The sequence below is a fragment of the Acidovorax sp. genome (assembly GCF_016783915.1).
Lineage (GTDB): Bacteria > Pseudomonadota > Gammaproteobacteria > Burkholderiales > Burkholderiaceae_C > Acidovorax.
Genome location: NZ_JADHVT010000020.1, coordinates 1 through 25,403, shown reverse-complemented (window position 1 = coordinate 25,403; position 25,403 = coordinate 1). Strand labels below are relative to the sequence as shown.

The following is a 25,403-nucleotide window of genomic DNA, read 5'->3' as shown; positions in this document are numbered from 1 at the left end:
ATGTCCTGTGCGTTGTCACCCATGTGTGCATGCAGCCTGCCCCGTGCGGGGTTAGAGTGCTGCAGGGCAACGGCAGTGGGGCCTCTCCACCATCCCGCTTTTGGCTGCTCTGTCATCAAGGAGGTCCCGTGAACCAGCCCAGTTCTCCATCCTTTTCTTCACTCCCAGCAGCCTTGGCACAGGCGCAGCAACACAGTCTTGCTGCCGACGACCCGGCCACACGCAGCTACCAGCAGGCGCGGCGCAACGGCCCGCCGGGTGCGTGGAGCTGTGGCTTGCACCTGGGCCTCGCCAGGTGCTCTGGGCTGCTGGGGTAGATACCCCCATGCCTTCTGTGCGGCTGAGTCTGCCGCTGGGTGGCGAGCGCATTGCACGCCAGTTTTTCCGCCATGCCGTGCCCACTCCTCTGGAGCTGGAAAACGCCATTGCGGTGGTGGAGGATGAAGTCCATGTGGCCCACCAGCAACTGCAAGGCTTGCTGCCGGGCGGGCAGGTGTGGACCCCATGGTCTGCAGATGCGGCGTTGCATGACCTGGCCACCTTGGCGGGCGTGCCGCCGGGGGCCCAGCGCGTGCTGACGCTGGAGGCCATGGAGCGTCTCTTCAACCGCCTGGCCGCTGTGGCCGAGGGGCGCCCCGCAGCACACGAAGGCCTGCCGGAGGATCCTGTCTTTGCGGGCACGCTGCTGGTGTTGCGCGAGCTGATGCACCACCTGCCGTTTGCCACGCTGACCTTGGTGAACAGGCCCTAGTCGCTATCCAGAACTGCGTGAGGCTGCATGCTCCGTGGCATGTCCTCGCGCAGTGCCACAGCACTAAGCAAAGGTATCGACCGACTCTCCCAACCCAGGCAGGCTCTGCGGCTTGTTCACCGGGGTGGATCGTGGCTGCTGGCTGGCCTTGGCCTGTTGCTGTGCCTGGGCCCGGTCCATCTGCTCTTGCTGCATCTGGCGCTGGATGGCGGCTATCTGTTGCTGCACCATCTGGATCTGGGCCTGCAGCAGTTTGACCTTCTCCTGCTTGGCCTTTGCCTCCATGTCCTGTCCCGCAACGTTGCGCAGTTCGTCTGTCAGTTCGCGCATCCGTTTTTGCAGCTTGTTGATGTTGCTGGCTGCACTGGCGCTGGACGCTGTGCCCGTCGATGGGGTTGCACTTGAGATCTGCATGTCGGGTTATCGGCACATCCGCAGAAATCTCAAGCCGTGGCTCCAGTCCGCGCGATGTCTTCCGGCCTGCTGGCCTTCATGCACGCGGCAGTGCTGAGAACCACTCCCGCAGGAAGTCCGTCAGCGCGCGCATCTTGGCCGACAGATCGCTGCGTGTGGGGTAGACCAGCGTCACGTCGGCCGCCGGCAGCGACCATGTTGGTAGCACGCGCAGCAAGCGGCCTGCGGAAAGGTGGACCGCCACGTCCCATTCGGATCGCATCAGCACGCCGTGGCCCTCCAGCGCTCAGGTGGTGGCGCCGGGCATTGCACCCTCTCCTGCAAAGGTGAGGGTCTTTTCTAACCAAAGTGGCCGGATGCGCTAGAGGAATATGCCTGAGTAGCTATCAAAAGCGTAGCGATTTCTGGCTGTCCAGCCACCCTCACCACGGCACCCCTGCAAACCGTTCCACCAAAAAATCCAGCAGCGCTCGCACTGCAGGTGACAAGTGCCTGCGTGACGGGTACAGCGCGTAGATCGTCATTGCCGGCAAGTCCCAGCCCGGCAGCACGGCCTGCAACTCGCCGCAGTGCAGATACGGGTTGACCAGATAGGTCGGTTGCATCGCAATGCCACCGCCCGCCAGCGCGGCGCGCATCAGCGTGGTGGCCTCGTTGGCGCTGAAATGGCCGCTCACGCCCACACGCTCCACCACATCGCCCTGCGTCAGCTGCCATACGCTTTTGCCAAAGTTGGCATAGCTCAGGCACCGGTGCTGCGCCAGGTCGGCAGGTTGCTGCGGCACGCCGTGCGCGGCCAGGTAGGCGGGGGAGGCCACCAGGGCCGAATCGCAGCGGGCCAGCGGCCGGCCGATGAGCAGCGGGTCGGGCTCGGCGCTGATGCGGATGGCCAGGTCGATGCGCTTTTCGACCAGGTTCAGCGATCCCTCGCTCGCGTCCAGGTCGATTTTGAGTTGCGGGTGTTGCGCCAGAAAGTCGGCAATCGCCGCACCCATCTGCGCAAACGCAAACGACACGCTGCAGGTCAGCCGCAGCTGCCCGCGCAGCGCGCCCTCGGTGGTGGTGGCGGTTTCTTCTTCCAGGTCTTGCGACAGCGCCAGCATCTGCTGGCAGCGGCGCAGCGCGTGTTCGCCCGCGTCGGTCAACGTCACGCTGCGGGTGGTGCGCTGCAGCAGGCGGGCCTGCAGCCACTGCTCCATCTCGCCCACATAGCGCGTGACCATGGCGCGTGACATGTCCAGCTTGTCGGCCGTGGCGCTGAAGCTGCCGCTGGTGGCGACTTCGGCAAACACATGCATGGCGGTCAGGCGGTCCATAGGGGGTTATTTGATCGATTTATGAAACAAATATGCGCGAATTATCGGGTTTATTGGATCGATTGGCGCAAATAAACTTCATTCCGTCATCTATCCAACCTCTCAAAACCCTGGAGAAACCACCATGTTCCGCACCACCCTCATCGCCGCCACCTTCGCCGTTGCCTTCACCGGCGCCCAGGCCGCCCAGCCGCTGCAGGTCAAGGTCTACAACGCCGATGGCAACAGCTTCAACGTCAACTCCACGCTGGTCTATGGCGACAAAGAAGCCATGGTCATCGACGCTGGCTTTACCCGTGCCGACGCGCTGCGCATTGCAGCCAACGTGCTCGACACCGGCAAAGAGCTGAAGACCATCTACGTGAGCCAGGCCGACCCCGACTATTACTTTGGCGTGGAAACGCTGAAAGAAATCTTCCCCAAGGCCGACATGGTGACCACGCCCGCCGTGCTGGAGAAGATCAACGCCAAGCTCGCCACCAAGCTCTCGTTCTGGGGCCCCAAGATGGGCGCCAATGCACCGCGCACGCCCGTGCTGCCCAAGGCCATCGCCGGCAACACGCTGAGCGTGGACGGTCAGACAGTCGAGATCCGTGGCACCACCGGCCTGCTGGCGCACCGCCCGTATGCGTGGATCCCGTCCATCAAGGCCGTGGTCGGCACCATCGGCGTGTTTGGCACCAACACCCATGTGTGGACGGCCGACACGCAAACCGTGGCCGAGCGCAGCGCCTGGGTGGCCCAGCTCGACGAAATGGCCGCGTTGCAGCCCACGGTGGTGGTGCCCGGCCACATGCCCGCCGGTGGCGCGCTGGACGCTGCCAACATCAGCTACACCAAGGGCTACCTGCAAGCGTTTGAGAAGAACGCCGCCGCCACCCAAACCAGCGCCGAACTCATCGACGCGATGAAAAAGGCCTACCCCGCAGCGCCCATGGGCCTGTCGCTGGACATCGGCGCCAAGGTCAACAAGGGCGAGATGAAGTGGTGAGATGACGTGCTGAAAGCTGTCAAAGCAAGTTGTTGAAAGGAACCAGATCGTGACCACGCACCCGCTCCAACAAGTCCTGCAGCATCTGCACGCCGGGCGCTGGAACGCGGCGCACGATCTGGTGCAGCACGACGGCTCCATGCTCGCAGCGTGGCTGCACGGCATCCTGCACCTGCAGGAGGGCGACCTGGAAGACGCCGAAAACTGGTACGACCGCGCTGCCCGCCACTTCCGCAGCCGGGGCACGCTGGCCCAGGAGATTGCCGCCTTTGAAGCTGCGCTGGCAGCCGCCACATCCTCAGACTCTGAAGAAAGACCCTGACCCATGCCCTCCATGCAACCCACCACGGTCACCTACCTGTTCGACCCCCTGTGCGGCTGGTGCTATGCCGCCGCCCCGGTGCTGGCCCGCCTGCAAGCCACGCCCGGCGTACAGGTAGCGCTGGCGCCCACCGGCCTGTTTGCGGGTGCAGGCGCACGGCCCATGGACGCGCAATTTGCGGCCTACGCCTGGTCGAACGATCAGCGCATCGCGCAGCTCACCGGCCAGCCGTTCAGTCCGGCCTACCGCGACCAGGTGCTGGGCCAGCCGACCGGGCGTTTTGACTCGGGCCCCGCCACGCTGGCCCTCACCGCAGTGGCGCAGACCGAGCCCGCGCGCGAGCTGGAGGCACTGCACGCCTTTCAGCACGCACGGTATGTGGACGGGCTCGACACCACGGTGACCACGGTGCTGGCCGATGTGCTGGGCACCCTGGGCCTGCACGGCGCTGCAACCCTGGTGCGCGAGCCCACCGATGCCCTGCGCGCTGCCATGCTGCAGCGCGTGGCCGCCGCCCGCGCCGACATGCAAGACCTGGGTGCGCAGGGCGTTCCGCAACTGGCGGTGGGCGACGCCTCCACCGGCCGCCGCCGCGTGCTGGGCAGCCAGGCCCTGCACGGCAACTTCGACGCGCTGCTGCAGCAGGTGGCGCAGGCCTGAGCGGCGCGGCTCGGGCTGCGCTGTTGCCCACACTGCAATTTGCAGCAAGGCCTGCGCCATGTCTTCAAGCCCTGTGGTCTGCCACGGGCACCCACACCACGGTGTGGTCCGCGCACTCCACATCGCCAGGCGGCTGCCACAAGTCACTGGCCAGCTCAAAGATGTGCGGCGGCACCACCATCGAAAACGTCTCCCCTTGCTCGGCATTGCGCCGCAACACACGCTCGCGCCGCACCTCGCGCGGCGCGTCCAGCACATACACCACCGTGGCATCGGCCCATGCCCCCATGCGGGCGTAGAAGGCATCGCGCTGTTGCTGCTGGATCAGGCCCACCTCCAGCACCACATCGCCACCCGCGTTCAGCACGGCCTCGGCCGTTTTCCAGATCTGCGCCAGGCAGCGCAGCGTGCGGGGCACGTACCAGGCCATCCCATCGGCGTTGGGCTGGTCGGGCCGGTCGGGCGAAAACAGCGTGGCCATCCAGTCGTCCAGGTTCAGCGGAACGGTGCGGTGCTGCTGCACCAGCTGGCGTACAAAGGTGGACTTGCCCGCACCCACTGGCCCAATGACCAGGTGGACGCGGGGGGCGGGGGCAACTGCTGCGGCGGCCGTGTGGGCGGAAGTGGTGTGCATCAAAAAGGACTCCAGAAATGCAAAAAGCCCTCTCTGCAAGCAGGGAGAGCTTTCAATGCGGCGGACAAAAAAGAAAAGCCCTCAACGGCGGTGGAGGGCTTTGCGGTTCGCTCTGACTCCAAGGCCAGATGCGCCTGGGCAGTGTAGGCGGCGGGTACGGGCTGCGTCAATCTGTCGCCCGTCCTTTGCCTTTCACGCTTTTCAGGTACCAAACACCAGCGCCTGGTGCGCCCCCACGCCCGCCAGCACTCCTTCTGCAGATGCCAGCGTGGCGTTGTGCCGCATCTGCGTCGGGTCGCCAGCGGCATACACGCCGGGCACGGTGGTGATCTTGTTCGCGTCGGTGCGGACATAGGGGCCCATGGGGCTATCGTCTATCAAGCAGCACAGTGGCTCGGCCAGCGGGCTGGCGGTTCGATGGTGTGGACCCCGGCCAGCCCATGCTTCATCTCGCGGCGCAGCGGATGCAGGGCGCGGGCGTGCCGGGCGACAGTCGGTCAGGGGTAGCCGTCGGCCAGCTGAAACCGCTGGTCAAAGTTCATCTTGCCCAGCACGCGCAGCGCCGCGTTGCGTGTGGCGTTGTCCACCTTGCTGATGTCCAGGCTATAGCGCTTGGCGGTGGACACCACGTCCACACATTTGTGGCCCCACTGCACCGCCACCAGCAGTGCGGGGCGCTGGCCAGCCTCGGCACCTACCGAGACGCCGCGTTGCTCGGGCCGCAGCATGAATTCGAGGTGGGGGGTGCGCACGAGGGTGAGGCGGTCGGCCCCTCGGGGGCCCAGCGCGAACGAGACAACCCAGTCGTCTTCGTCTTCCACCATCACAAACGGAACATGCTGGGGTGCGGCCATGGTGCTGGGCGTTGGGGTTGGAGGGCTGGGCGGGTGGTCCGCCGTGGAGCACTGCCCGGGGAACGGGCGGGCGCCAGTATGCCGCCGCAAGCGCTGCTCCTGCTGCGGGAGAACCCGAGGTTGGGCTTTTCCAACGCGGTGCGTGGGGTGTCAGCCTGATGCAAGGCTGGCGCAGTGCGTGGCGGGTGGCGCAAAGCGGTGGGGTTTTGCCAGGGGCTGTGCGCCGGTTTTTGGTGTCGGGGTTTTGATGAAAATCGGTCTATGCGCCAGACCGGTATGTCTGTTTAGCTATTGTTTTGATAGTTCTTTGGCAGTGCCGGGCTTTCCGTCGCGGCGGTCGCCAAGCTCTTGGCCAGTTGGCCCACGGTGCGCAGCGCTGGTTCCAGCCGCCCCTGCGCCGGATGCCCGTAGTTGATGCGCACGCAGTGCGCAAACCGCTGGTCGGCCGAGAAGATCTGCCCGGGCGCGAGGCTGATGCCCTGCTGCAGCGCCAGGCGGTGCAACTCCAGTGCGTTCACTTCAGGCGGTAGCTCCACCCACAAGAAGTACCCACCCTCAGGCCGCGATACGCGGGTGCCGGGTGGGAAGTGCTGGGCCACGGCTGCCAGGGCCATCGCCTGCTGCTCGGCCAGGCTGCGGCGCAGCTGGCGCAGGTGCCGGTCATAGCCGCCCTGGGCCAGGTATTCGGACAGCGCCTGCTGCGATGGCGTGGCGGCCGAGAGCGTGGTCATGAGCTTGAGCCGCTGCACCGCCGTGGCAAATCGGCCCGCCGCCACCCAGCCCACGCGGTAGCCGGGCGCCAGGCTTTTGCTGAACGAGCTGCAGTGCATCACCAGCCCTTCGGTATCAAACGCCTTGGCTGGGGGCGGGCGCTGGGGGCCAAAGTGCAGCTCGCCATACACGTCGTCTTCGATCAGCGGCACACCGTGGCGCGCCAGCAGGGCGACCAGCTCGCGCTTCTTGTCCTCGGGCATCAGGCTGCCCAGCGGGTTCTGAAAACTGGGCATGAGCCAGCAGGCCTTGATGGGTTGGCGGGGTGTTTGCCGCTCCAGTGCTTGCGCCAACGCCGCCAGGTCGATGCCATCGCGCGGGTGGGTGGCGATTTCCAGCGCCTGCAGGTTCAACCGCTCCAGGGCCTGCAGCGCGGCGTAGAAGGTGGGCGATTCGACCACCACCACGTCGCCCGGCTGGGTGACGGCCTCCAGGCAGAGGTTGAGCGCCTCCATGGCGCCGTTAGTGATGATGATTTCTTCCACATCCACCGCCATGCCGTGCACGCCGTAGCGCAGGGCGATCTGCTGGCGCAGGCGTTCGTCGCCGGGCGGCAGGCTTTGCACGATGGTCCAAGGGTCGAGCTTGCGCATGCCGCTGCCCAGGCAGCGCGCCAGGCGCTCCAGTGGAAACAGCTCCAGCCCCGGAAAGGCCGAGCCCAGCGGCACCAGGTCGCGGTCGCGCGCCAGGCCCAGCACCTCGAACACCAGGTCGCTGATGGCCACGCCTGTGGAGGTGGCGGCGGGCTGCGAGGGCTGGGGCTCCGCGGGTCGAACCTCGGCCGTACCTGGTAGCCGGGCGCTGACGTAGTAGCCCGAGCGCGGGCGCGCATGGATCAGACCCTGGGCCTCCAGCAGGTAATACGCCTCGAACACGGTGGACGGGCTGATGCCCCGTGTGCGGCTGGCCTCACGTACCGAGGGCACGCGGTCGCCAGGGCGCAGCGCGCCGCTGTGGATGAGCTGGGCAATGGCGTCGGCGTGGCGTTCGTAGCGCTTCATGGGCAGGGCAAGGTTGATGCAGGGCGAACTGATCTGTATTTTTAACTCGAAACTGAATCTGTACTGTTTTTGAGGGCGGGCGTAGAGTGGCGGACTGTGTGGGCGCACGCCTTGCGTGTTTGGCCGCTGTGGGCCACCCAACCGTTTCTTTCCCGGACAAAAAGATCCCCATGACCGATTGCTTGCGCAACTTGCTGCGCCCCGTTCTCAGCCTGCCTGCGGCCACTGCCCTGTTGGCGGTGGCCTTGAGCGCTGGCGCTGTGGCCCAGACGGTGCCTGCCAGCACCACCCCTGCAACCCCGGTTGCCACCGCATCCGCTGCGGCCACGGTGCCCGCGTCGTCCATGTCTTCACGCGTGCTGGCCTGCACCGCGTGCCACGGCAAAGAGGGCCGGGCCACGCCCGACGGCTACTTTCCGCGCATTGCGGGCAAGCCGGCAGGCTATCTGGCCAACCAGTTGCTCAACTTTCGGGACGGGCGGCGCAGCTACCCGCAGATGGGCTACCTCATCGAGCACCTGACGGACGATTACCTGCGCGAGATGGCCGAGCACTTTGCCGCGCTCGACTTGCCGTACCCACCGCCGCCCGCACCACAAGCGCCCGCCGCCGCGCTGGAGCAGGGCCGCCAGCTGGTGCAGCAGGGCGACGCGGCGCGCCGCATTCCCGCCTGTGTGGCCTGCCACGGCGCGGCCATGACGGGCGTGGCACCGTCCATCCCCGGCCTGCTGGGCCTGCCGCGTGACTACCTCAACAGCCAGCTCGGCGCCTGGAAGACCGGCCAGCGCCGCGCGCACGTGCCCGACTGCATGGCCGATATTGCCCGCCAGCTCACGCCCGATGACGTGAGCGCTGTCTCGGCCTGGCTGGCCGCCCAGCCCGTGGCTGCGGGTGGCAAGCCTGCCCGCACGTTACCTGCCGCCATGCCTGCGCGCTGCGGCGGTGTGGCCGAGGTTCCCGTGGCCGCATCGGCTGCACGCTGAAAAGGGATGCACCGATGAAACGCATCCTCTGGACCCTCTCTTCCGTGCTGGCGGCGCTCGGCATTGCCGCAGCGGTGCTGATCACCCTGAACCTGCGTGGCGAAGAGCCGCTGCCCGCCGCCGAGACGCTGCAATCCACGCCTGAGCTGGTGCAGCGCGGCGAATACCTGGCCCGCGTCGGCAACTGCATGGCCTGCCACACCACCCAGGGCGGCGCGCCGTTTGCAGGCGGGCGCGGCATCGAGACGCCGTTTGGCGTGGTGCACAGCTCCAACCTCACGCCCGACAGGTTGCAAGGCATTGGCAGCTGGACCTCGGCCGAGTTCTGGCGCGCCATGCACCATGGCCGCAGCAAGGACGGGCGGCTGCTGTACCCGGCCTTCCCGTACCCCAACTACACGCAAGTGGCGCGGGAGGATTCGGACGCCATCTTTGCCTATCTGCAAAGCGTGCCCGCCTCTGCACAAGCCAACCGCGACCACGCGCTGCGCTTTCCGTACAACACGCAGGCGGCGCTGGGTGTGTGGCGGGCGCTGTTCTTTACCCCGGGGGCGCCCCAACCCCCACCGACGCAAACGGCCGAGTACAACCGTGGCGCCTATTTGGTCAATGGCCTGGGTCACTGCACGGCCTGCCACACGCCGCGTAACGCGCTGGGCGCCACGACCGACGCCAAGGCCTTTACCGGCGGGCTGATCCCCGTGCAGAACTGGTACGCCCCCGCGCTCAATGCGGCGGCCGAGGCGGGCGTGAAGGAGTGGGCGACCGACGACGTGGTGGCGCTGCTCAAGACCGGCGTGGCCCCGCACGGCTCGGTGCTGGGCCCCATGGCCGAGGTGGTGTTCCGCAGCACGCAGTACCTCACCGATGCCGATGCGCGCGCAATGGCCGTGTACCTGCAGGCGCTGCCGCAGCAAGACCGCAAGGCGCCTGCCACCGTGGCCGCACCCCCGGCCAGCGCGATGGCGCGGGGCGGCAAGGTGTACGAGCAGCAGTGCGCACAGTGCCACGGCGATCGGGGGCAGGGCGAGCCCGGCGCGTTTCCGGCACTGGCGGGCAACCGCGCTGTCACGCTGGCCGACCCGACCAACCTGGTGCGTGTGGTGTTGCAGGGAGGTTATCTGCCCGCCACCGCAGGCAACCCGCGCCCGCATGGCATGCCGCCGTTTCAGCAGATGCTGTCGGACGATGAGGTGGCGGCGGTGACCACCTTTGTGCGCAACAGCTGGGGCAACCAGGCGCCGGGTGTGGGTACCATCGAGGTCTATCGCGCTCGCGAGCGGCGCGGCATGTAGCGCCGGGCCATGGGCCAGCGCCAGCCGCTCCGTAGCGCTGCCCTTCAGGAGCCCTTTTGATGTCCAGTCCCGCCGCACTGCCCGAACCCACCCCCACGAGCCCTGCGACCGCCACGCCCGGCGGCTGGTGGGCCGTGTGCCTGTGCGCAGGCTGGTGCGGCACCTGCCGCGACTACCGTCCGCTGTTTGACGAATTGGCGCGCGCGCACCCCGGGGTGCGCTTTGAGTGGGTGGACATCGAGGACGAATCCGAGCTGGCGGGCGACCTGGATGTGGAGACCTTCCCCACCTTGCTGATTGCTGATGGCAAGCGGGCTCTGTTCCTGGGCCCGCTGTTGCCGCAGGCACCGGTGCTTACGCGGTTGTTGACCAGCCTGCAGGCGTCGGCGCCCGGTGGTGCCGGGGCGGGGAGCGAAGCGCAGGGCGTTTTCGACCGGGTGCGCGCAGCACGCGGCGCCTAGCGGGCGGTCTCGCGGGCTGGCAGTGGTGGTTGCCGTGCCACCGCCCATATCTGGACTGCTCTTTTTTTGATAGCTGATAGCGCATGATCTTCTAGCGCTACAGCCACTTTTTGCTCGAAATCTGTGTCCACACCCCATCCACCCTGGTTCCCGCTCAATTCGCTGCAGGCCCAGTGCGACAAGGGCGCCTGGGAGCGGGGCATGGAGCTGTACCGCCAGGCGGACGTGGTGCGTGTGGGCATTGCACCGCAGGCCGGGGGGCGCTGGGTCTTGGCGGGTGAGGTGCAGGGCAGCCTGCCCGACCCGTATGAGGTGTCCGTGCAACTGGTTCTCGCGCCCAACGGGCAGGTCAAGCACTGGTCGGGCGACTGCAATTGCCCCGTGGGAGCGGATTGCAAACACGCCGTGGCCTTGACCCTGGAGGCTGCGCACCAGGACCCTGCGCTCAGCCCCTCGTCCGCACGGGCTGCAGACGCGCGCAAGAGCCAGCAGGACCGCAAGGAGGCCCTGGCGCGCGCCGAGGCCGAGGCGCGGCTGCTGCATTGGTTGCAGGACTGGGACCGGGCCCTCGGCAGTGTTGCCGCTGCACCCCAGGCCCTGGGCGGGCGGCCAGAGCGGCTTGAGCGGCCCGAGTGCTATCTCTATCTGGTCTCCACCGTAGGGCGGCCGCGCACCACCGTGCCGCAGCTGCAGCTGGAGGCCGTGGTCTCTTACCCCAAGGTTACTGGCGGCTGGGCCAAGCCCCAGCAGATCCGCACGCAGCCAGCACCGGGCCAGGCGGTGTACGACCGCGCCAGCGATGCCGACCGCCAGGTGCTGCAACTGCTACGCGCCATGCCACGCAGCGTGGGGTACTACTCGGCGTACAGCGTCGCGCCCATCGGGGTGCTGGAGGGCGCGGTGGGCTTGCTGGCGCTGGAGCAGGCGGCCGCCACGGGCCGCCTGTTTGTGGATGCCGGCGGGTCCACGGTGGGCACCCCCCTGCATTGGGGTGATCCGCTGCCCATCGCGTGGGGCTGGAAGGCGTCTGTGCCTGCCCAGGGTGGCGAGAGTGTCTGGGGGCTGCAGGCCACGCTGCCTGGCGGCACCGCCATCCTGTGCGACAACCAGCCGCCCTTGTACCTGGACGCCGCCCACGGGGTCTGCGGCCCGGTGCACGCCGAGGGCCTGAGCCCTGCGCAGGTGGCCATGCTGCTCAAGGCGCCCGCGCTCAGTGCTGCGGCGCTGCAAAAACACCATGCCGATGTGGTCCGCCGCATTGGCGGGGTGTTGCCGTTGCCGCCGGCGCTGGGTCCGCTCACACAGGTGCGGGGGGTGAAACCCGTAGCGCGCCTGCATTTGGCCTCGACACCTGCTGACAAGGTGGTCGAAATGGGGCTCATCACCGCCCAATTGCGATTTGACTACCAGGGCCGTGTGGGCTGGTGGGCAGGGCAGGAGCTGGCGGTGCTGGTGCCCGGTGCTGACGGGGACCAGGTGCTGCTGCAGCGCGATGCGGTGGCTGAACGCAGTGCTGTCGAACGCCTGGAGGGTTTGGGCCTCCTGGCCACCGACGACGGCCTGTTCGGCATCCCTGGCGAGCGTCCGCAGGACGACTGGATGCACTGGGCGGACGACGGCTTTGCAGCGCTGCGCGACGCGGGGTTTGATGTCACTTTGGATGCTCCGTTGCATGGTTGGGTTCAGCATGCCGACCGGCTGGATGTGGCGCTGCAGCCAGAGGGTGACGACGCGACTACATCGCCCTGGTTTGCGCTGTCACTGGGCATGGAGATCAGTGGTGTGCGCCACAACATCCTGCCCTGGCTACCCGACCTGATTGCCGCCGCAGCGGCCCAGCCGCAGGACCCTGCGACGGGCCTGCCCCAGCTGCCTGCGCATGTCTACATGCCCTCATTGACCGGCGCCGGGTTTGTGCGCCTGCCCACCGACACCTTGCGGCTCTGGATGGCGGCGCTGCTGGATTTGGTGGGTGATCGCGCGCGTGACTTCAACGCCGACAGCCTGAAGCTCTCGCGCCTGGACGCCCTGCGTACCAGCGCAGCGCTGGGTGAGGGCGCGGTGTGGCAGGGCGCTGGTGCCTTGCGCGACATGGTGGCGCAGTTGCAGGGCGCTAGCGCCTTGCCCGAGGTGCCGCTGCCTGCCAGCGTGCGGGCCACGCTGCGGCCCTACCAGCAACAAGGTCTGAACTGGCTGCAGTTTCTGCGCGCCCACGGCCTGGCCGGGGTGCTGGCCGACGACATGGGCCTGGGCAAGACCCTGCAGACGCTGGCGCACATCCAGGTCGAAAAAGATGCGGGGCGGCTGACAGACCCTGCACTGGTCATTGCGCCCGTGAGCCTGATGGGCAACTGGCAGCGCGAGGCCGCGCGCTTTTGCCCAGGCCTGCGATGCTTGGTGCTGCATGGCGCGGGTCGCCATGCAGTGGCCGATGAAGTCACCGAACACGATCTGGTCATCGCTCCGTATTCGTTGCTGCAGCGCGACCGTGAGCGCTGGCTGGCACACCAGTGGCACCTGGTCGTGCTGGACGAAGCCCAGAACATCAAGAACGCCAGCAGCCAGGCTGCGCAGGTGGTGGGCGAGCTGCAGGCGCGCCACCGTTTGTGCCTGTCGGGTACGCCCATGGAAAACCACCTGGGCGAGGTCTGGAGCCTGTTCCACTTTTTGATGCCGGGTTTTCTGGGCAGCCAGCAGCGCTTCAAGGAGGTGTTTCGCACGCCCATCGAAAAGCAGGGCGACGGCGCGCGGATGGCCCAGTTGCGCGCGCGCATCACGCCCTTCATGCTCCGGCGGACCAAGGCGCTGGTGGCGGATGAGCTGCCGCCCAAGGTCGAATCGGTCATGCCCGTGGAGCTGACCGGCGCACAGGCCGACCTGTACGAAACCATCCGCCTGGGGATGGAAAAAACCGTGCGTGAGGCCCTGCAGTCCAAGGGGCTGGCCTCATCGCAGATCACCATCCTGGATGCGCTGCTCAAGCTGCGGCAGGTGTGCTGCCACCCGCAGCTGGTGCCGCTGGAAGCAGCCAAGGCCGTGGAGACCTCGGCCAAACTGGACCATTTGATGACGCTGCTGCCCGAAATGTTGGCCGAGGGGCGGCGCATTTTGCTGTTCTCGCAGTTCACCAGCATGCTCAGGCTGATCGAGACCGAGCTGAAAAAGCGCGACCTGCCCTGGGTCAAGCTCACGGGGCAGAGTCAAAAGCGCGACGCGATCATCGAGCAGTTCGCCAGCGGCCAAGTGCCTTTGTTTCTCATCAGCCTCAAGGCGGGCGGGGTGGGGCTGAATCTGCCGCAGGCCGATACGGTGATCCATTTCGACCCTTGGTGGAACCCGGCAGTAGAGAACCAGGCCACCGACCGGGCCCACCGCATTGGCCAGATGCAAAGCGTGTGGGTGATCAAGCTGGTGGCCCAGGGCACGATTGAAGAGAAGATTCTGGCGCTGCAGGAGCGCAAGGCCCAGCTGGCAAGTAGCCTCTACAGTGGTGCGGCCGCCCGCAAGGAGCCGCTGTTCACCGAAAGCGATCTGGCAGAACTGCTGCAGCCGCTATCACTGTCATAGCTGCTGGCGCAGGTTGCACAAGCGTGTGGTGCCATTGAGGCATGACACCGCCCGGCAGGCTGCATGGACACTGGCTTGAGCGCCCTGCCTGAGCGTGTTGACAACAGTTTTCCCTGCCTGCGCCTTTGCACATCAACACTTTGCACGCTACAATACGAATCTCACGACCAAACGGGCGGGTACCAACCGCCCGTTTTTTTTGGTCGAACGCTTTTGGAGCTCGAAGCTGTCGGGGAAGAGTCTCCGGGGGTTATCGGGTTTTTTGTTTTTCCGGGATTGAACTGAACACGTGGCATTGCAGCAAGTCGTTGAACAAATTGTGACGGGCCTGGGGTATGACCTGGTGGAGATCGAGCGCTCTGCCGGCGGCCTGTTGCGCGTCACCATCGACTTGCCCTGGGTGCAGCCGGCCGCTGACGCGCCCCAGCCCGTGATCGAACAGTTCGTGACGGTCGAGGATTGCGAGAAGGTCACCCGCCAGTTGCAGTTTGCGCTGGAGGTCGATGGCGTCGAGTACAAGCGCCTCGAAGTGTCGTCCCCCGGTATTGACCGGCCCCTGCGCCACGAGCAAGATTTTGTGCGCTTCGAAGGCTCGGTCATCGATATCACCCTGAAGGCGCCCATCGGCGCCGCAGCAGCGGGAGGGCAGGTCAACGCCACCCGCAAGAAATTTCGCGGCACGCTGGAGCGGGCCGAGGCCGGAGGCTGGCAGATCGTCTGGAGCGACGAGCCGCCGGTCAAGCCAGGTCAAAGAGTCAGCAAGAAACGCGTGCCCGCCCCATTGCAGGCGATGGGCTTCACCTTGGACGAATGCCGGGATGTGCGCCTTGCGCCCATCGTGGACTTCAAGGGGCGCGCAGGCAAGGCCGGGGCTGCGCCTGCCTGATTTGCTGCTGAAAAATGTGGGGTGGGTGGCCGCAGCGCGCAGCCCCCGCCCTCGGGTGATTGAAACAGGAGAGTCGTCGCATGAATCGCGAATTGTTGATGTTGGTTGAGGCCATTTCGCGCGAAAAGAACGTGGAGCGTGATGTGGTCTTGGGTGCCGTGGAGTCGGCCCTGGCCCAGGCTACCAAGAAGCTGTACCAGGGCGAGGTGGACATTCGCGTGTCCGTGGATCGCGACAGCGGCAACTATGAGACTTTCCGTCGCTGGCTGGTGGTGCCCGACGACGCTGGCCTGCAGAATCCTGAAGCTGAAGAGCTGCTGATGGATGCCAAGGATCGCATTCCGGACATCGAAGTGGGTGAGTACATCGAAGAGGGTGTCGAGTCCGTGCCCATCGGCCGTATTGGCGCCATGGCTGCCAAGCAGGTCATTCTGCAGAAGATTCGCGACGCCGAGCGCGAAATGCTGCTTAACGACTTCATGTCGCGCGGCGAAAAGATCTTCACCGGTACCGTCAAGCGCATGGACAAGGGCGACATCATTGTCGAGTCCGGCCGCGTGGAAGGCCGCCTGCGTCGCAGCGAAATGATCCCCAAGGAAAACCTGCGCAGTGGCGACCGCGTGCGGGCCATGATCATGGAAGTGGATCTGACGCTGCGCGGCGCTCCCATCATCCTGTCGCGTTCGGCCCCCGAGTTCATGATTGAGCTCTTCCGCCAGGAAGTGCCCGAGATCGAGCAAGGCCTGCTGGAGATCAAGTCCTGCGCTCGTGACCCCGGCTCGCGCGCCAAGATCGCCGTGCTGTCCCATGACAAGCGCGTGGACCCCATCGGCACCTGCGTCGGCGTGCGTGGCACCCGTGTGAATGCGGTGACCAACGAACTCGCTGGCGAGCGTGTGGACATTGTGCTGTGGTCCGAAGACCCCGCACAGTTCGTGATTGGCGCACTGGCTCCGGCCAACGTGTCCTCCATCGTGGTCGATGAAGAAAAGCACGCCATGGATGTGGTCGTGGACGAGGAAAACCTCGCCATCGCCATCGGCCGTGGTGGTCAGAACGTGCGCTTGGCGTCCGACCTGACTGGCTGGAAGATCAACATCATGGACGCCGCCGAAAGCGCGCAAAAGCAGGCCAACGAGACCGACACGGCCCGCAAGCTGTTCATGGAAAAGCTCGATGTGGACGAGGAAATCGCCGACATCCTGATCTCCGAAGGCTTTAACAGCCTCGAAGAAGTGGCTTACGTACCCCTGCAGGAAATGCTGGAGATCGAAAGCTTCGACGAAGACACCGTCAACGAGTTGCGTGCCCGTGCCAAGGATGCGCTGCTCACGATGGAAATCGCCCGTGAGGAAAGCGTGGAAGAGGTCTCCCAGGACCTGCGCGACCTCGAAGGCCTCACCCCCGAGCTGATTGCCAAATTGGCAGAAGGTGGTGTGCACACACGTGACGACCTGGCCGATCTGGCCATTGATGAACTGACCGACCTGACCGGACAGTCTGAAGAGGAAGCCAAAGCCTTGATCATGAAGGCGCGCGAACATTGGTTCGCGGGGCAAGAGTAAAGGTCAGGGAGGCACGAACCACATATGTCCAGTAACACTGTCGCCGAGTTCGCTACCGAACTCAAAAAATCGCCTGAAACCCTGCTCGACCAGCTCAAGGCTGCGGGCGTGGGCAAGGCTGCCCCCTCTGACGCGTTGACCGAGTCGGACAAGCAAAAACTGCTTGCTTACCTGCAGGCCAGCCATGGCACGGCCTCGGCCGATCGCAAGAAGATCACGCTGGTCAAGAAGTCCACCAGCGAAATCAAGCAGGCGGACGCTACAGGCAAGGCCCGTACGATCCAGGTGGAAGTTCGCAAGAAGCGCACTTTCATTCAGCGCGACGAAGGTGCAGAGGCCACTGCAGAGTCGCACGCACCAGCGGCGGTGGAAGAACCCGCTGTGTCGAGTGAAGACCTCGAACTGTCCCGCCGCGAGGAAGAAGCCCGCCGCCAGGCCGAGCTGATCCGCCGCCAGGAGGCGGAACTGGCCGAAAAACGTGCCGAGCGCGAAGCCCGCGAAAAGCGCGAGCGCGAAGCCGAAGAGCGCGCTGCCGCCTACGCTGCTCAGGAAGCTGAGAAGAAGGCTCAGGCCTCTGCGGTCAAGCAGGAAGCCACCCGCGAACAGGCTGCCGAAGCCGCTGCGCGCACGGCAGCACAGAACGAAGCCCGCGAAAAGGCTGCTGCCGAATCCAAGGCACGCTCTGATGAAGAAGCCGCCCGTGCGGCCGACCTGGATGCACGCCGCCGCAAGGCCGAGGCCGAAGCTGCTGCTATCCGCTCCATGATGGCCACGCCCAAGAAGGCGGTCATGGTGGCCAAGAAGCCCGAGGAACCCAAGCCAGTGGCCAAGCCTGCTGCTGTGGGCGACGCCAAGAAGGGCACCCTGCACAAGCCGGCAGTGGGCACTGGCGTGGCGCGCGCAGGCGCTCCCGCCGCTGCCGGAGCAGGCGCAGGTACGCCTGGCGCTGGCAAGGAAGTGAAGTCGGCCAAGCTGTCCTCCAGCTGGGCCAACGACACCGCCAAGAAGAAAGAAATCAAGACCCGTGGCGACAGCAGCGGCGGTGTCGGTCGCAACAACTGGCGTGGTGGTCCGCGTGGCCGCCGTGGCGACAACCGCGACCACCGTGATGATCACCAGCAGGCCGCACCGGTCGAGGCGCGCATCATCGAAGTGCATGTGCCCGAGACCATTACCGTGGCCGAACTGGCGCACAAGATGTCGATCAAGGCCAACGAGGTCATCAAGGCGCTGATGAAGATGGGCCAGATGGTCACCATCAACCAGCCGCTGGACCAGGACACGGCCATGATCGTGGTGGAAGAGCTGGGCCACAAGGCCGTGGTGGCTGCGCTGGACGATCCAGAAGCCTTCACCGACGAAGATGCAGGCCAGCAAACCGCAGAACTGCTGCCGCGCGCTCCGGTCGTGACCGTGATGGGTCACGTGGACCACGGCAAGACCTCGCTGCTGGACTACATCCGCCGCGCCAAAGTGGCAGCGGGCGAAGCCGGTGGCATTACCCAGCACATTGGTGCCTACCACGTGGAAACGCCACGCGGCATGGTGTCGTTCCTCGACACCCCGGGTCACGAGGCCTTCACGGCCATGCGTGCCCGTGGTGCTCAGGCCACGGACATCGTGATTCTGGTGGTGGCAGCCGACGACGGCGTCATGCCCCAGACCAAGGAAGCCATCAAGCACGCCAAGGCAGCTGGTGTTCCGATCGTGGTGGCCATTACAAAGGCCGACAAGCCCGATGCCAACTTCGAACGCGTCAAGCAGGAGCTGGTCGTGGAGCAGGTCGTGCCCGAAGAGTACGGCGGTGATTCGCCATTCGTACCGGTGTCTTCCAAGACCGGCATGGGCATTGACACTCTGCTGGAGCAAGTACTCCTGCAAGCTGAAGTGCTGGAGCTTCGCGCTCCGGTGGAATCACTGGCCAAGGGCCTTGTGATTGAAGCCCAGCTCGACAAGGGCCGCGGCCCGGTCGCGACGGTGCTGGTTCAATCGGGTACCCTGAAGGTCGGCGACATCGTGCTGGCAGGCCAGACCTATGGCCGCGTGCGTGCCATGCTGGATGAAAACGGCAAGGCTGCCAAGACGGCAGGCCCATCGATCCCTGTCGAAATCCAAGGTCTGACGGAAGTGCCACAGGCCGGTGACGAGTTCATGGTGCTGACGGACGAACGCCGTGCCCGCGAAATCGCGACGTACCGTGCTGGCAAGTTCCGCAACACCAAGCTGGCCAAGCAGCAGGCTGCCAAGCTGGAAAACATGTTCGCTGACATGACGGCGGGCGAGGTCAAGACCCTGCCCATCATCGTCAAGGCCGACGTGCAAGGCTCGCAAGAAGCGCTGGCTCAGTCGCTGCTCAAGCTCTCGACCGACGAGGTCAAGGTGCAACTGGTGTATGCCGCTGTGGGCGCCATCAGCGAGTCCGACATCAACCTGGCGATTGCCTCCAAGGCCATCGTGATCGGCTTCAATGTGCGCGCCGATGCCGGTGCCCGCAAACTCGCCGAAGGCAATGGTGTGGACCTGCACTACTACAGCATCATCTATGACGCCGTGGACGAGCTCAAGGTCGCAATGTCCGGCATGCTGGCCCCCGAGCAGCGCGAGGAAATCATCGGCACGGCCGAGATCCGCACCGTGTTTGTTGCTACCAAGATCGGTACTGTGGCGGGTTCGTACGTCACGTCCGGCATGGTCCATCGCAACGCCAAGTTCCGCCTGTTGCGCGACAACGTGGTGGTCTACACCGGCGAAGTCGACTCGATCAAGCGCCTCAAGGACGATGTCAAGGATGTCAAGGAAGGCTTTGAGTGCGGTATCAAGCTCAAGAACTACAACGACATCAAGGAAGGCGATCAACTCGAGTTCTTTGACATCAAGGAAATCGCCCGGACGCTGTAAAGCCACGGTGACGACGATATGGCTGCGAAGAAATCTTCCACCCCCAACCGCGCCTTCAAGGTGGCCGACCAGATCCAGCGTGATCTGACGGAGCTGATCGCGCGCGAGTTGAAAGACCCGCGCGTGGGCATGGTGACGCTGCAGGGCGTGGAGGTGACTCCCGACTATGCCCATGCCAAGGTGTTCTTCAGCCTGTTGACGGGCGACCCTGTGGAAACCCAGGCGGCGCTCAACCAGGCGGCTGGATTCCTGCGCAACGGCTTGTTCAAGCGCCTGCACATCCACACCGTGCCCACGCTGCACTTCGTGTTCGACCGCACCTCCGAGCGTGCAGCCGACATGAACGCCTTGATCGCCAAGGCGGTGTCTTCGCGCGCCAAAGAGGATTAGTCCATGCACGCGCCACGCACCAGGGTGCAGCGGCGCCCTGTGCATGGGGTGTTGCTGCTCGACAAACCGCTCGGCCTTTCGAGCAATGACGCCTTGCAAAAGGCGAAATGGCTGCTGCGCGCCGAGAAAGCGGGCCATACGGGCACGCTGGATCCGCTCGCCACGGGCGTGTTGCCTCTGTGTTTCGGCGCCGCCACCAAGTTCAGCCAGCTGCAGCTGGATGCCGCCAAGACCTACGAGGCGATTGCGCTGCTCGGCGCCACCACGACCACCGGCGATGCCGAGGGGGACGTGGTGCAACGCTGCGATGTAGATGCTGCCCAACTCACGCCAGAGCGCCTGGCGGCTGTGCAGCAACAGTTCACGGGTCCCATCCGCCAGGTGCCGCCGATGCACAGCGCGCTCAAGAAGGACGGCAAGGCGCTGTACGAATATGCACGCGCCGGTGTCACGGTGGAGCGCGAAGCACGGGACGTGATCATTCATGCCCTCAAGCTGACGCTGGTGCATACGGATCAAGCGCAGCCAGCTATTAAAATGATAGTGACCTGCAGCAAAGGCACCTACATCCGTACGTTGGGTGAAGACATTGGTGCGGCATTGGGCTGCGGGGCTCACCTGACCTTCTTGCGCCGCATCGACACTGGGGGCATTGGTGTGGAGCGCTGTGTCACGCTGGCCCAGCTGGAGGCCATGCCCGAGGCAGAACGCCTGGCCAGTCTGGAAGCGCCCGAGTCACTGCTGACACAACACATGCGTGTCACGCTGGACGGTGAGAATGCAGCCCGATTCCTGTCGGGCGTGCGTCGCCGTGGCAACTGGCCCGATGCCAGTGCCGTGGCGGTGTTTGGCGAGAATCCCCCGGCGCTGCTGGGGGTGGGCCACATCGTGGGCGGGGAGCTGGTGCCGGACAGGCTCCTGAGTCCGCTGGAAATTCAACAAATTTTGGAAAGCACGCCGCATTCCGCGTCCATGGCGCACAGCGGCATATTGGAAAAACTATGACTAAACAAATCCGCAATATCGCCATCATTGCCCACGTTGACCATGGCAAAACCACCATGGTGGACCAGCTGCTGCGCCAGTCCGGCACCTTCGCCGACCATGAAAAGGTCGTCGATACCGTGATGGACAACAACGCGATCGAAAAGGAACGCGGCATCACCATCCTGGCCAAGAACTGCGCCGTGAGCTGGAAGGGCACGCACATCAACATCGTGGACACCCCCGGCCACGCGGACTTCGGCGGTGAAGTGGAGCGTGCGCTGTCTATGGTGGACAGCGTGGTGCTGCTGATCGACGCGCAAGAAGGCCCCATGCCCCAGACGCGTTTCGTGACCAAGAAGGCCCTGGCGCTGGGCCTGCGCCCCATCCTGGTGGTGAACAAGGTGGACAAGCCCGGTGCCAACCCCGACAAGGTGGTGAACGCCGCGTTCGACCTGTTCGACAAGCTCGGTGCCACCGACGAACAACTCGACTTCCCCGTGGTGTACGCCTCGGGCATCAACGGCTGGTCGTCGCTGGAAGAAGGCGCACCTGGTGAGCAGTGGGGCCCCGACATGTCGGCCCTGTTCGACACTATCCTCTCGCACGTTCCCCCCAACACGGGCGATGCCAACGCGCCGCTGCAGTTGCAGATCTCTGCGCTGGACTTCTCCAGCTTCGTGGGCCGCATCGGCGTGGGCCGCATCAGCCAGGGCACTTTGAAGCCCATGCAGGACGTGGTCGTCATGGAAGGCCCTGATGGCAAGGCCGTGAAGGGCCGTGTGAACCAGGTGCTGACATTCCAGGGCCTGGATCGCATGCAGACCCCCTTGGCTGGCCCCGGCGACATCGTTCTGATCAACGGCATCGAAGACATCGGTATCGGCGTGACTGTGACCGACCCCGCCAACCCCGCGCCGCTGCCCATGCTGAAGGTGGACGAGCCCACGCTGACCATGAACTTCTGCGTGAACACCAGCCCGCTGGCCGGCCGCGAAGGCAAGTTCGTGACCAGCCGCCAGATCTGGGACCGCCTGCAAAAGGAACTGCAGCACAACGTGGCCCTGCGCGTGAACGAAACCGACGAAGAAGGCATCTTCGAAGTGATGGGCCGTGGTGAACTGCACCTGACCATCCTGCTGGAAAACATGCGCCGCGAAGGTTACGAGCTGGCCGTTTCCAAGCCCCGCGTGGTGTTCAAGGACATCGACGGCGTCAAGCACGAGCCTATCGAACTGGTGACGGCCGACATCGAAGAAGGCCACCAGGGCGGCGTGATGCAGGCCCTGGGCGAGCGCAAGGGCGAGCTGGTGAACATGGAGTCCGACGGCCGTGGCCGCGTTCGCCTGGAGTACCGCATTCCGGCCCGTGGCCTGATCGGTTTCACCAACGAATTCCTGAACCTGACGCGCGGCTCCGGCCTCATCAGCAACATCTTCGACAGCTATGAACCGCACAAGGGTGACATCGGCGGCCGCAAGAACGGCGTGCTGATCTCCATGGACGACGGTGAAATCTTCACCTACGCCCTGGGCAAGCTGGACGACCGTGGCCGCATGTTCGTGAAGGCCAACGACCCCGTGTACGAAGGCATGATCGTCGGCATCCACAGCCGCGACAACGACCTGGTGGTGAATGCCACGCGCACCAAGCAGCTGACCAACTTCCGTGTTTCTGGCAAGGAAGACGCGATCAAGATCACGCCCCCGATCGACCTCACGCTCGAATATGGCGTGGAATTCATCGAGGACGACGAGCTGGTCGAAATCACGCCCAAGTCCGTGCGCCTGCGCAAGCGCCACCTGACCGAAAACGAGCGCAAGCGCGCCTCCCGGTCCTGATCGGCGGAGCGTTCAGAGTAACGCTCAGAGCACGTTCAAAAAGGGGCCACTGCGACGCAGTGGCCTTTTTGCCGTCTGAATCCTGGAGCCTCTGTTGAAGTTGACACATTCCCGTGCTGTGGTGGTGATGGTGGCGGTGACCCTGATGTGGTCCATCGCCGGCGTAGTCACGCGCCACCTGGAACATGCTGCGAGCTTTGAGGTGACCTTCTGGCGCAGCTTTTTCACGCTGCTGTCGCTGCTGGTCATCCTGCCCGCGCTGCAGGGCAGGGCGGTGTTTGCCTCCATGCGCCACAGTGGCCGTGCGTTGTGGATCTCTGGCGTGTGCTGGAGCGTGATGTTCACGGCGTTCATGGTGGCCTTGGTGCTGATGCCGGTGGCCAATGTGCTGGTCACGATGGCAGTGGGGCCACTGCTCACCGCGCTGTTTGCCAGGGTGTTCATTGGCCACCACATCGCCCCGCGCACCTGGGCTGCGATTGCCGTGGCGGGACTGGGCATTGCGTGGATGTATGGTTCGCAAATGGCGGGCCTCCCTCTGGCGGGCACGCTGGTGGCGCTGTGTGTGCCGGTGGCCGCCGCCATCAACTGGACGGTGGTACAACATTCGCAGCGCCATGGTCATGCGGTGGACCTCGTGCCTGCGGTGCTGGTCGGCGCAGTGATTTCGGTGGTGGCCACACTGCCGCTGGCGCTGCCTTTTCAGGCGTCGGCCCACGACCTGGGCCTGCTGGGGTTGCTGGGCGTGGTGCAATTGGCCATCCCTTGTGTGCTGGCTGTGCGCTGCGGGCGCGTGCTCAAGGCGCCCGAGATGGCGCTGCTAGGTCTGCTTGAAGTGATCTTTGGCATCTTGCTGGCATGGCTGGGCGCGGGCGAAAAGCCCGGCACGGCGGTGCTGACTGGGGGCGCACTGGTGATCGGTGCGCTGGTTTTCAATGAACTGTTGGGTTGGAAGGAACAAAAATGACGGAGACGGTTGTGTCTGAAGTGTTGAGCGAAGTGCGTGGCCAGGTGGGCTTCATTACCCTGAACCGCCCGCGTGCGCTCAATGCCTTGTCGCTGGGTATGGTGCGTGACCTGATGGGCATCCTGCTGGCATGGCAGAACGATGCGCGGGTGCTGGCCGTGGCCATTCGTGGCAGCAACAAGGAAGGCCCGTTTGGTGCCTTTTGCGCAGGTGGCGACATCCGCTTTCTGCACCAGGCGGGCAGCCAGGGCAACCCGCTGATCGAAGATTTCTTCACCGAGGAATACGCGCTCAACCACCTCATCCACAACTACGCCAAGCCCTACATCGCCTTCATGGATGGCATCGTGATGGGGGGCGGCATGGGCATCAGCCAGGGCGCCGCCCTGCGCGTGGTGACCGAGCGCACCAAGATGGCCATGCCCGAGACGGCGATTGGCCTGTTCCCGGACGTGGGCGGGGGTTACTTCTTGAGCCGCTGCCCGGGCCGCGTGGGCGAGTGGCTGGCCCTGACGGGTGACACCATCGGCGCGGGAGATGCCATTGCCTACCAGCTGGCCGATGGCTGTCTGCCCTCAGACCGGCAGGCAGCGGTGTGGGATGCGCTGGCTACCCAAAGCTTTGCAGATGGCGCGGCCATCAAGGCCTATGTTGCTTCTCAATTTGTAGCATCTCAGGCAAGCGGTACTAGCGCTCTGGCCGATATTGACCAATATTTTGCGCTGCCAACCGTCGGCGAGATCGTACGGGCACTCGAGGCCGCCGACAGCGACTGGGCACGCACCACGGCCGCCACGCTGCGCAAGCGTTCGCCACTGATGCTGCATGTGGTGCTGGAGCAGATTCGCCGCGCCCGTGCGATGGGCCTGGCCGACGACCTGCGCATGGAGCGCGATATGGTGCGCCACTGCTTTTTCCTGCGCCCAGGACAGAGTGAGACCGTGGAAGGCATCCGTGCCCTGGCCGTGGACAAGGACCATGCGCCTCAGTGGAATCCGGACCGCATTGAAGATGTGACGCCGGAGATGGTGGCACCGTTCTTTGCCAGCCCCTGGCCCGCACACGCCCATCCGCTGGCCCATTTGTCCTGACCGGCGAAGGTCGTAGTTGTCGGGCACGCCGGTACGACGGCCCCCTGATGGCGCGTCAGGGGTTCAGCTGCTGGTACACCGCTGTGGCCAGGCTCAACAACTCGGGGCGTGACAACTGCCCGCTCAGAGCGTAACCAAAGCCTGCATCCGTCCAGTAAAAGCCCGGCACCGGGCCTTCGTGGGTGAACTGGAACGCGGTGGTGGGCGCTGCCGCAATTGCTTCCACGCGCGCCCTGGTGTCTTCGCCCCTGTTGTCGCTGGCGGGGCGGGGCATGGTGGGCGCTAGAGCACCCAGGTACAGCGTGATCCGCTGGCCTGCACTGTTCTGGTACATGAACTGCGCGCGCACGCCGGAATCGCCGGGCAACAACCGGCCTCCCACCAGTTCATAGCCCTGGGCGCTCAGCACAGGGACTTTCAGCGGTCGGTCCAGCCGTTTGGACAGCCATTGCACCAGGTGGTCTTGCTGGGCAGCCGTGACCTCTACGGGGTGACGCACTTCGGGTTGGTACACCGCATGGGCCACCGAGGCCTGCTGTGCGAAGCGCTGTGCGGGTTCGGCTACCACCAGCGCGGCTCCTTGGCCAGTCGCCAGCGTTTTGCCGGGTAGCCCTGCGGGCCACTGGCTGCGGCCCGTCCAACCCAGCACAAAAGCCAGCAGGACCGATGCAGCCATGCCACCCCAACGCCACCACTGCGCCTGTTGCTCCCGGCGGTCTGTGGCGCGCAATGCTGCGGCCAGCAAGGCATCGGGAACGGGG

23 protein-coding genes and 1 pseudogene are annotated in these 25,403 nt (G+C 65.2%); 16 read left to right on the top strand and 8 right to left on the bottom strand.

The window, feature by feature from the left end; genetic code table 11:
• Positions 1-325 precede the first annotated feature (325 nt).
• Positions 326-751: a hypothetical protein gene (locus tag ISS20_RS06440; RefSeq protein ID WP_291434865.1), complete on the top strand. Its 426-nt coding sequence runs from the start codon at positions 326-328 to the stop codon at positions 749-751.
• Between the two features lie 63 nt (positions 752-814).
• Here the strand turns inward: ISS20_RS06440 and ISS20_RS06435 are convergent, their stop codons facing one another.
• The 3 genes and pseudogenes from ISS20_RS06435 to ISS20_RS06425 all read right to left on the bottom strand — a co-directional run bounded on the left by ISS20_RS06435 (position 815) and on the right by ISS20_RS06425 (position 2,481).
• Positions 815-1,165, bottom strand: a complete 351-nt coding sequence (locus ISS20_RS06435; RefSeq protein WP_291434864.1) for a FlxA-like family protein — start codon at positions 1,163-1,165, stop codon at positions 815-817.
• 76 nt (positions 1,166-1,241) lie between these two features.
• Positions 1,242-1,481: pseudogene (locus tag ISS20_RS06430) on the bottom strand (LysR substrate-binding domain-containing protein); the annotation flags it as partial.
• A 106-nt stretch (positions 1,482-1,587) separates the two neighbouring features.
• Entirely contained in the window at positions 1,588-2,481 is an 894-nt protein-coding gene (locus tag ISS20_RS06425) for a LysR family transcriptional regulator (RefSeq protein WP_291434862.1), read from the bottom strand.
• A 124-nt stretch (positions 2,482-2,605) separates the two neighbouring features.
• On the opposite strand from ISS20_RS06425, the gene ISS20_RS06420 reads away from it, so the two are divergent.
• Genes ISS20_RS06420 through ISS20_RS06410 form a run of 3 tightly spaced genes read left to right on the top strand, consistent with a single transcriptional unit; the run spans position 2,606 to position 4,454 of the window.
• Positions 2,606-3,472, top strand: a complete 867-nt coding sequence (locus tag ISS20_RS06420) for an MBL fold metallo-hydrolase (RefSeq protein ID WP_291434859.1) — start codon at positions 2,606-2,608, stop codon at positions 3,470-3,472.
• Positions 3,473-3,521: 49 nt separating this feature from the next.
• Entirely contained in the window at positions 3,522-3,794 is a 273-nt protein-coding gene (locus tag ISS20_RS06415; RefSeq protein ID WP_291434858.1) for a hypothetical protein, read from the top strand.
• Positions 3,795-3,797: 3 nt separating this feature from the next.
• Positions 3,798-4,454 (top strand): DsbA family protein, encoded by a 657-nt coding sequence (locus ISS20_RS06410; RefSeq protein ID WP_291434857.1) that lies wholly within the window; start codon positions 3,798-3,800, stop codon positions 4,452-4,454.
• A 64-nt stretch (positions 4,455-4,518) separates the two neighbouring features.
• Here the strand turns inward: ISS20_RS06410 and ISS20_RS06405 are convergent, their stop codons facing one another.
• The 4 genes from ISS20_RS06405 to ISS20_RS06390 form a co-directional block, all read right to left on the bottom strand.
• Positions 4,519-5,088, bottom strand: coding sequence for an ATP-binding protein (locus tag ISS20_RS06405; RefSeq protein ID WP_291434855.1), 570 nt, complete (start codon positions 5,086-5,088; stop codon positions 4,519-4,521).
• Between the two features lie 201 nt (positions 5,089-5,289).
• Complete coding sequence (locus ISS20_RS06400; protein ID WP_366827738.1) at positions 5,290-5,451, bottom strand: hypothetical protein; 162 nt, start codon at positions 5,449-5,451, stop codon at positions 5,290-5,292.
• A 134-nt stretch (positions 5,452-5,585) separates the two neighbouring features.
• Positions 5,586-5,942, bottom strand: coding sequence for a hypothetical protein (locus tag ISS20_RS06395; protein ID WP_291434853.1), 357 nt, complete (start codon positions 5,940-5,942; stop codon positions 5,586-5,588).
• A gap of 284 nt (positions 5,943-6,226) precedes the next feature.
• Positions 6,227-7,714 (bottom strand): PLP-dependent aminotransferase family protein, encoded by a 1,488-nt coding sequence (locus ISS20_RS06390; protein ID WP_291434852.1) that lies wholly within the window; start codon positions 7,712-7,714, stop codon positions 6,227-6,229.
• 170 nt (positions 7,715-7,884) lie between these two features.
• On the opposite strand from ISS20_RS06390, the gene ISS20_RS06385 reads away from it, so the two are divergent.
• The 12 genes from ISS20_RS06385 (at position 7,885) to ISS20_RS06330 (ending at position 24,642) form a co-directional block, all read left to right on the top strand.
• Positions 7,885-8,697, top strand: a complete 813-nt coding sequence (locus tag ISS20_RS06385; RefSeq protein ID WP_291434850.1) for a c-type cytochrome — start codon at positions 7,885-7,887, stop codon at positions 8,695-8,697.
• A gap of 14 nt (positions 8,698-8,711) precedes the next feature.
• Positions 8,712-9,992: a cytochrome c gene (locus tag ISS20_RS06380; RefSeq protein WP_291434848.1), complete on the top strand. Its 1,281-nt coding sequence runs from the start codon at positions 8,712-8,714 to the stop codon at positions 9,990-9,992.
• A gap of 59 nt (positions 9,993-10,051) precedes the next feature.
• Positions 10,052-10,453 (top strand): thioredoxin family protein, encoded by a 402-nt coding sequence (locus ISS20_RS06375; protein ID WP_291434846.1) that lies wholly within the window; start codon positions 10,052-10,054, stop codon positions 10,451-10,453.
• A 201-nt stretch (positions 10,454-10,654) separates the two neighbouring features.
• A complete protein-coding gene (locus ISS20_RS06370) occupies positions 10,655-14,020 on the top strand; it encodes a DEAD/DEAH box helicase (protein ID WP_291434908.1) in 3,366 nt (1,121 codons plus the stop codon).
• 289 nt (positions 14,021-14,309) lie between these two features.
• Positions 14,310-14,906 (top strand): ribosome maturation factor RimP, encoded by a 597-nt coding sequence (rimP, locus tag ISS20_RS06365; RefSeq protein WP_056063893.1) that lies wholly within the window; start codon positions 14,310-14,312, stop codon positions 14,904-14,906.
• Between the two features lie 80 nt (positions 14,907-14,986).
• The gene (gene nusA / locus ISS20_RS06360; RefSeq protein ID WP_056063891.1) at positions 14,987-16,471 is read left to right on the top strand and encodes a transcription termination factor NusA; all 1,485 of its coding nucleotides are present in this window, start codon (positions 14,987-14,989) and stop codon (positions 16,469-16,471) included.
• 24 nt (positions 16,472-16,495) lie between these two features.
• Entirely contained in the window at positions 16,496-19,369 is a 2,874-nt protein-coding gene (infB, locus tag ISS20_RS06355) for a translation initiation factor IF-2 (RefSeq protein WP_291434841.1), read from the top strand.
• Positions 19,370-19,387: 18 nt separating this feature from the next.
• The gene (rbfA, locus tag ISS20_RS06350) at positions 19,388-19,759 is read left to right on the top strand and encodes a 30S ribosome-binding factor RbfA (RefSeq protein ID WP_008904004.1); all 372 of its coding nucleotides are present in this window, start codon (positions 19,388-19,390) and stop codon (positions 19,757-19,759) included.
• A 3-nt stretch (positions 19,760-19,762) separates the two neighbouring features.
• The gene (truB, locus tag ISS20_RS06345) at positions 19,763-20,764 is read left to right on the top strand and encodes a tRNA pseudouridine(55) synthase TruB (RefSeq protein WP_291434833.1); all 1,002 of its coding nucleotides are present in this window, start codon (positions 19,763-19,765) and stop codon (positions 20,762-20,764) included.
• Entirely contained in the window at positions 20,761-22,584 is a 1,824-nt protein-coding gene (gene typA, locus ISS20_RS06340) for a translational GTPase TypA (protein WP_291434831.1), read from the top strand. Before truB ends, typA begins: the two co-directional genes overlap by 4 nt.
• Before the next feature lie 91 nt (positions 22,585-22,675).
• Positions 22,676-23,551, top strand: coding sequence for a DMT family transporter (locus tag ISS20_RS06335; RefSeq protein WP_291434906.1), 876 nt, complete (start codon positions 22,676-22,678; stop codon positions 23,549-23,551).
• Positions 23,548-24,642: an enoyl-CoA hydratase/isomerase family protein gene (locus tag ISS20_RS06330; protein WP_291434829.1), complete on the top strand. Its 1,095-nt coding sequence runs from the start codon at positions 23,548-23,550 to the stop codon at positions 24,640-24,642. The genes ISS20_RS06335 and ISS20_RS06330 overlap by 4 nt, the downstream gene beginning before the upstream one ends.
• A gap of 55 nt (positions 24,643-24,697) precedes the next feature.
• On the opposite strand, the gene ISS20_RS06325 is transcribed toward ISS20_RS06330, so the two are convergent.
• On the bottom strand, positions 24,698-25,403 hold a 706-nt coding region (locus tag ISS20_RS06325), incomplete at its 5' end, for an anti-sigma factor (protein WP_291434827.1).

Bases quoted from the DNA above. Each gene is read 5' to 3' on its own strand.
- ISS20_RS06440 (WP_291434865.1), top strand. From the start codon at position 326: ATGCCTTCTGTGCGGCTGAGTCTGCCGCTGGGTGGCGAGCGCATTGCA.
- ISS20_RS06435 (WP_291434864.1), bottom strand. From the start codon at position 1,165: ATGCAGATCTCAAGTGCAACCCCATCGACGGGCACAGCGTCCAGCGCC.
- ISS20_RS06425 (WP_291434862.1), bottom strand. From the start codon at position 2,481: ATGGACCGCCTGACCGCCATGCATGTGTTTGCCGAAGTCGCCACCAGC.
- ISS20_RS06420 (WP_291434859.1), top strand. From the start codon at position 2,606: ATGTTCCGCACCACCCTCATCGCCGCCACCTTCGCCGTTGCCTTCACC.
- ISS20_RS06410 (WP_291434857.1), top strand. From the start codon at position 3,798: ATGCCCTCCATGCAACCCACCACGGTCACCTACCTGTTCGACCCCCTG.
- ISS20_RS06405 (WP_291434855.1), bottom strand. From the start codon at position 5,088: ATGCACACCACTTCCGCCCACACGGCCGCCGCAGCAGTTGCCCCCGCC.
- ISS20_RS06400 (WP_366827738.1), bottom strand. From the start codon at position 5,451: ATGGGCCCCTATGTCCGCACCGACGCGAACAAGATCACCACCGTGCCC.
- ISS20_RS06395 (WP_291434853.1), bottom strand. From the start codon at position 5,942: ATGGCCGCACCCCAGCATGTTCCGTTTGTGATGGTGGAAGACGAAGAC.
- ISS20_RS06390 (WP_291434852.1), bottom strand. From the start codon at position 7,714: ATGAAGCGCTACGAACGCCACGCCGACGCCATTGCCCAGCTCATCCAC.
- ISS20_RS06385 (WP_291434850.1), top strand. From the start codon at position 7,885: ATGACCGATTGCTTGCGCAACTTGCTGCGCCCCGTTCTCAGCCTGCCT.
- ISS20_RS06380 (WP_291434848.1), top strand. From the start codon at position 8,712: ATGAAACGCATCCTCTGGACCCTCTCTTCCGTGCTGGCGGCGCTCGGC.
- ISS20_RS06375 (WP_291434846.1), top strand. From the start codon at position 10,052: ATGTCCAGTCCCGCCGCACTGCCCGAACCCACCCCCACGAGCCCTGCG.
- ISS20_RS06370 (WP_291434908.1), top strand. From the start codon at position 10,655: ATGGAGCTGTACCGCCAGGCGGACGTGGTGCGTGTGGGCATTGCACCG.
- nusA (WP_056063891.1), top strand. From the start codon at position 14,987: ATGAATCGCGAATTGTTGATGTTGGTTGAGGCCATTTCGCGCGAAAAG.
- infB (WP_291434841.1), top strand. From the start codon at position 16,496: ATGTCCAGTAACACTGTCGCCGAGTTCGCTACCGAACTCAAAAAATCG.
- rbfA (WP_008904004.1), top strand. From the start codon at position 19,388: ATGGCTGCGAAGAAATCTTCCACCCCCAACCGCGCCTTCAAGGTGGCC.
- truB (WP_291434833.1), top strand. From the start codon at position 19,763: ATGCACGCGCCACGCACCAGGGTGCAGCGGCGCCCTGTGCATGGGGTG.
- typA (WP_291434831.1), top strand. From the start codon at position 20,761: ATGACTAAACAAATCCGCAATATCGCCATCATTGCCCACGTTGACCAT.
- ISS20_RS06330 (WP_291434829.1), top strand. From the start codon at position 23,548: ATGACGGAGACGGTTGTGTCTGAAGTGTTGAGCGAAGTGCGTGGCCAG.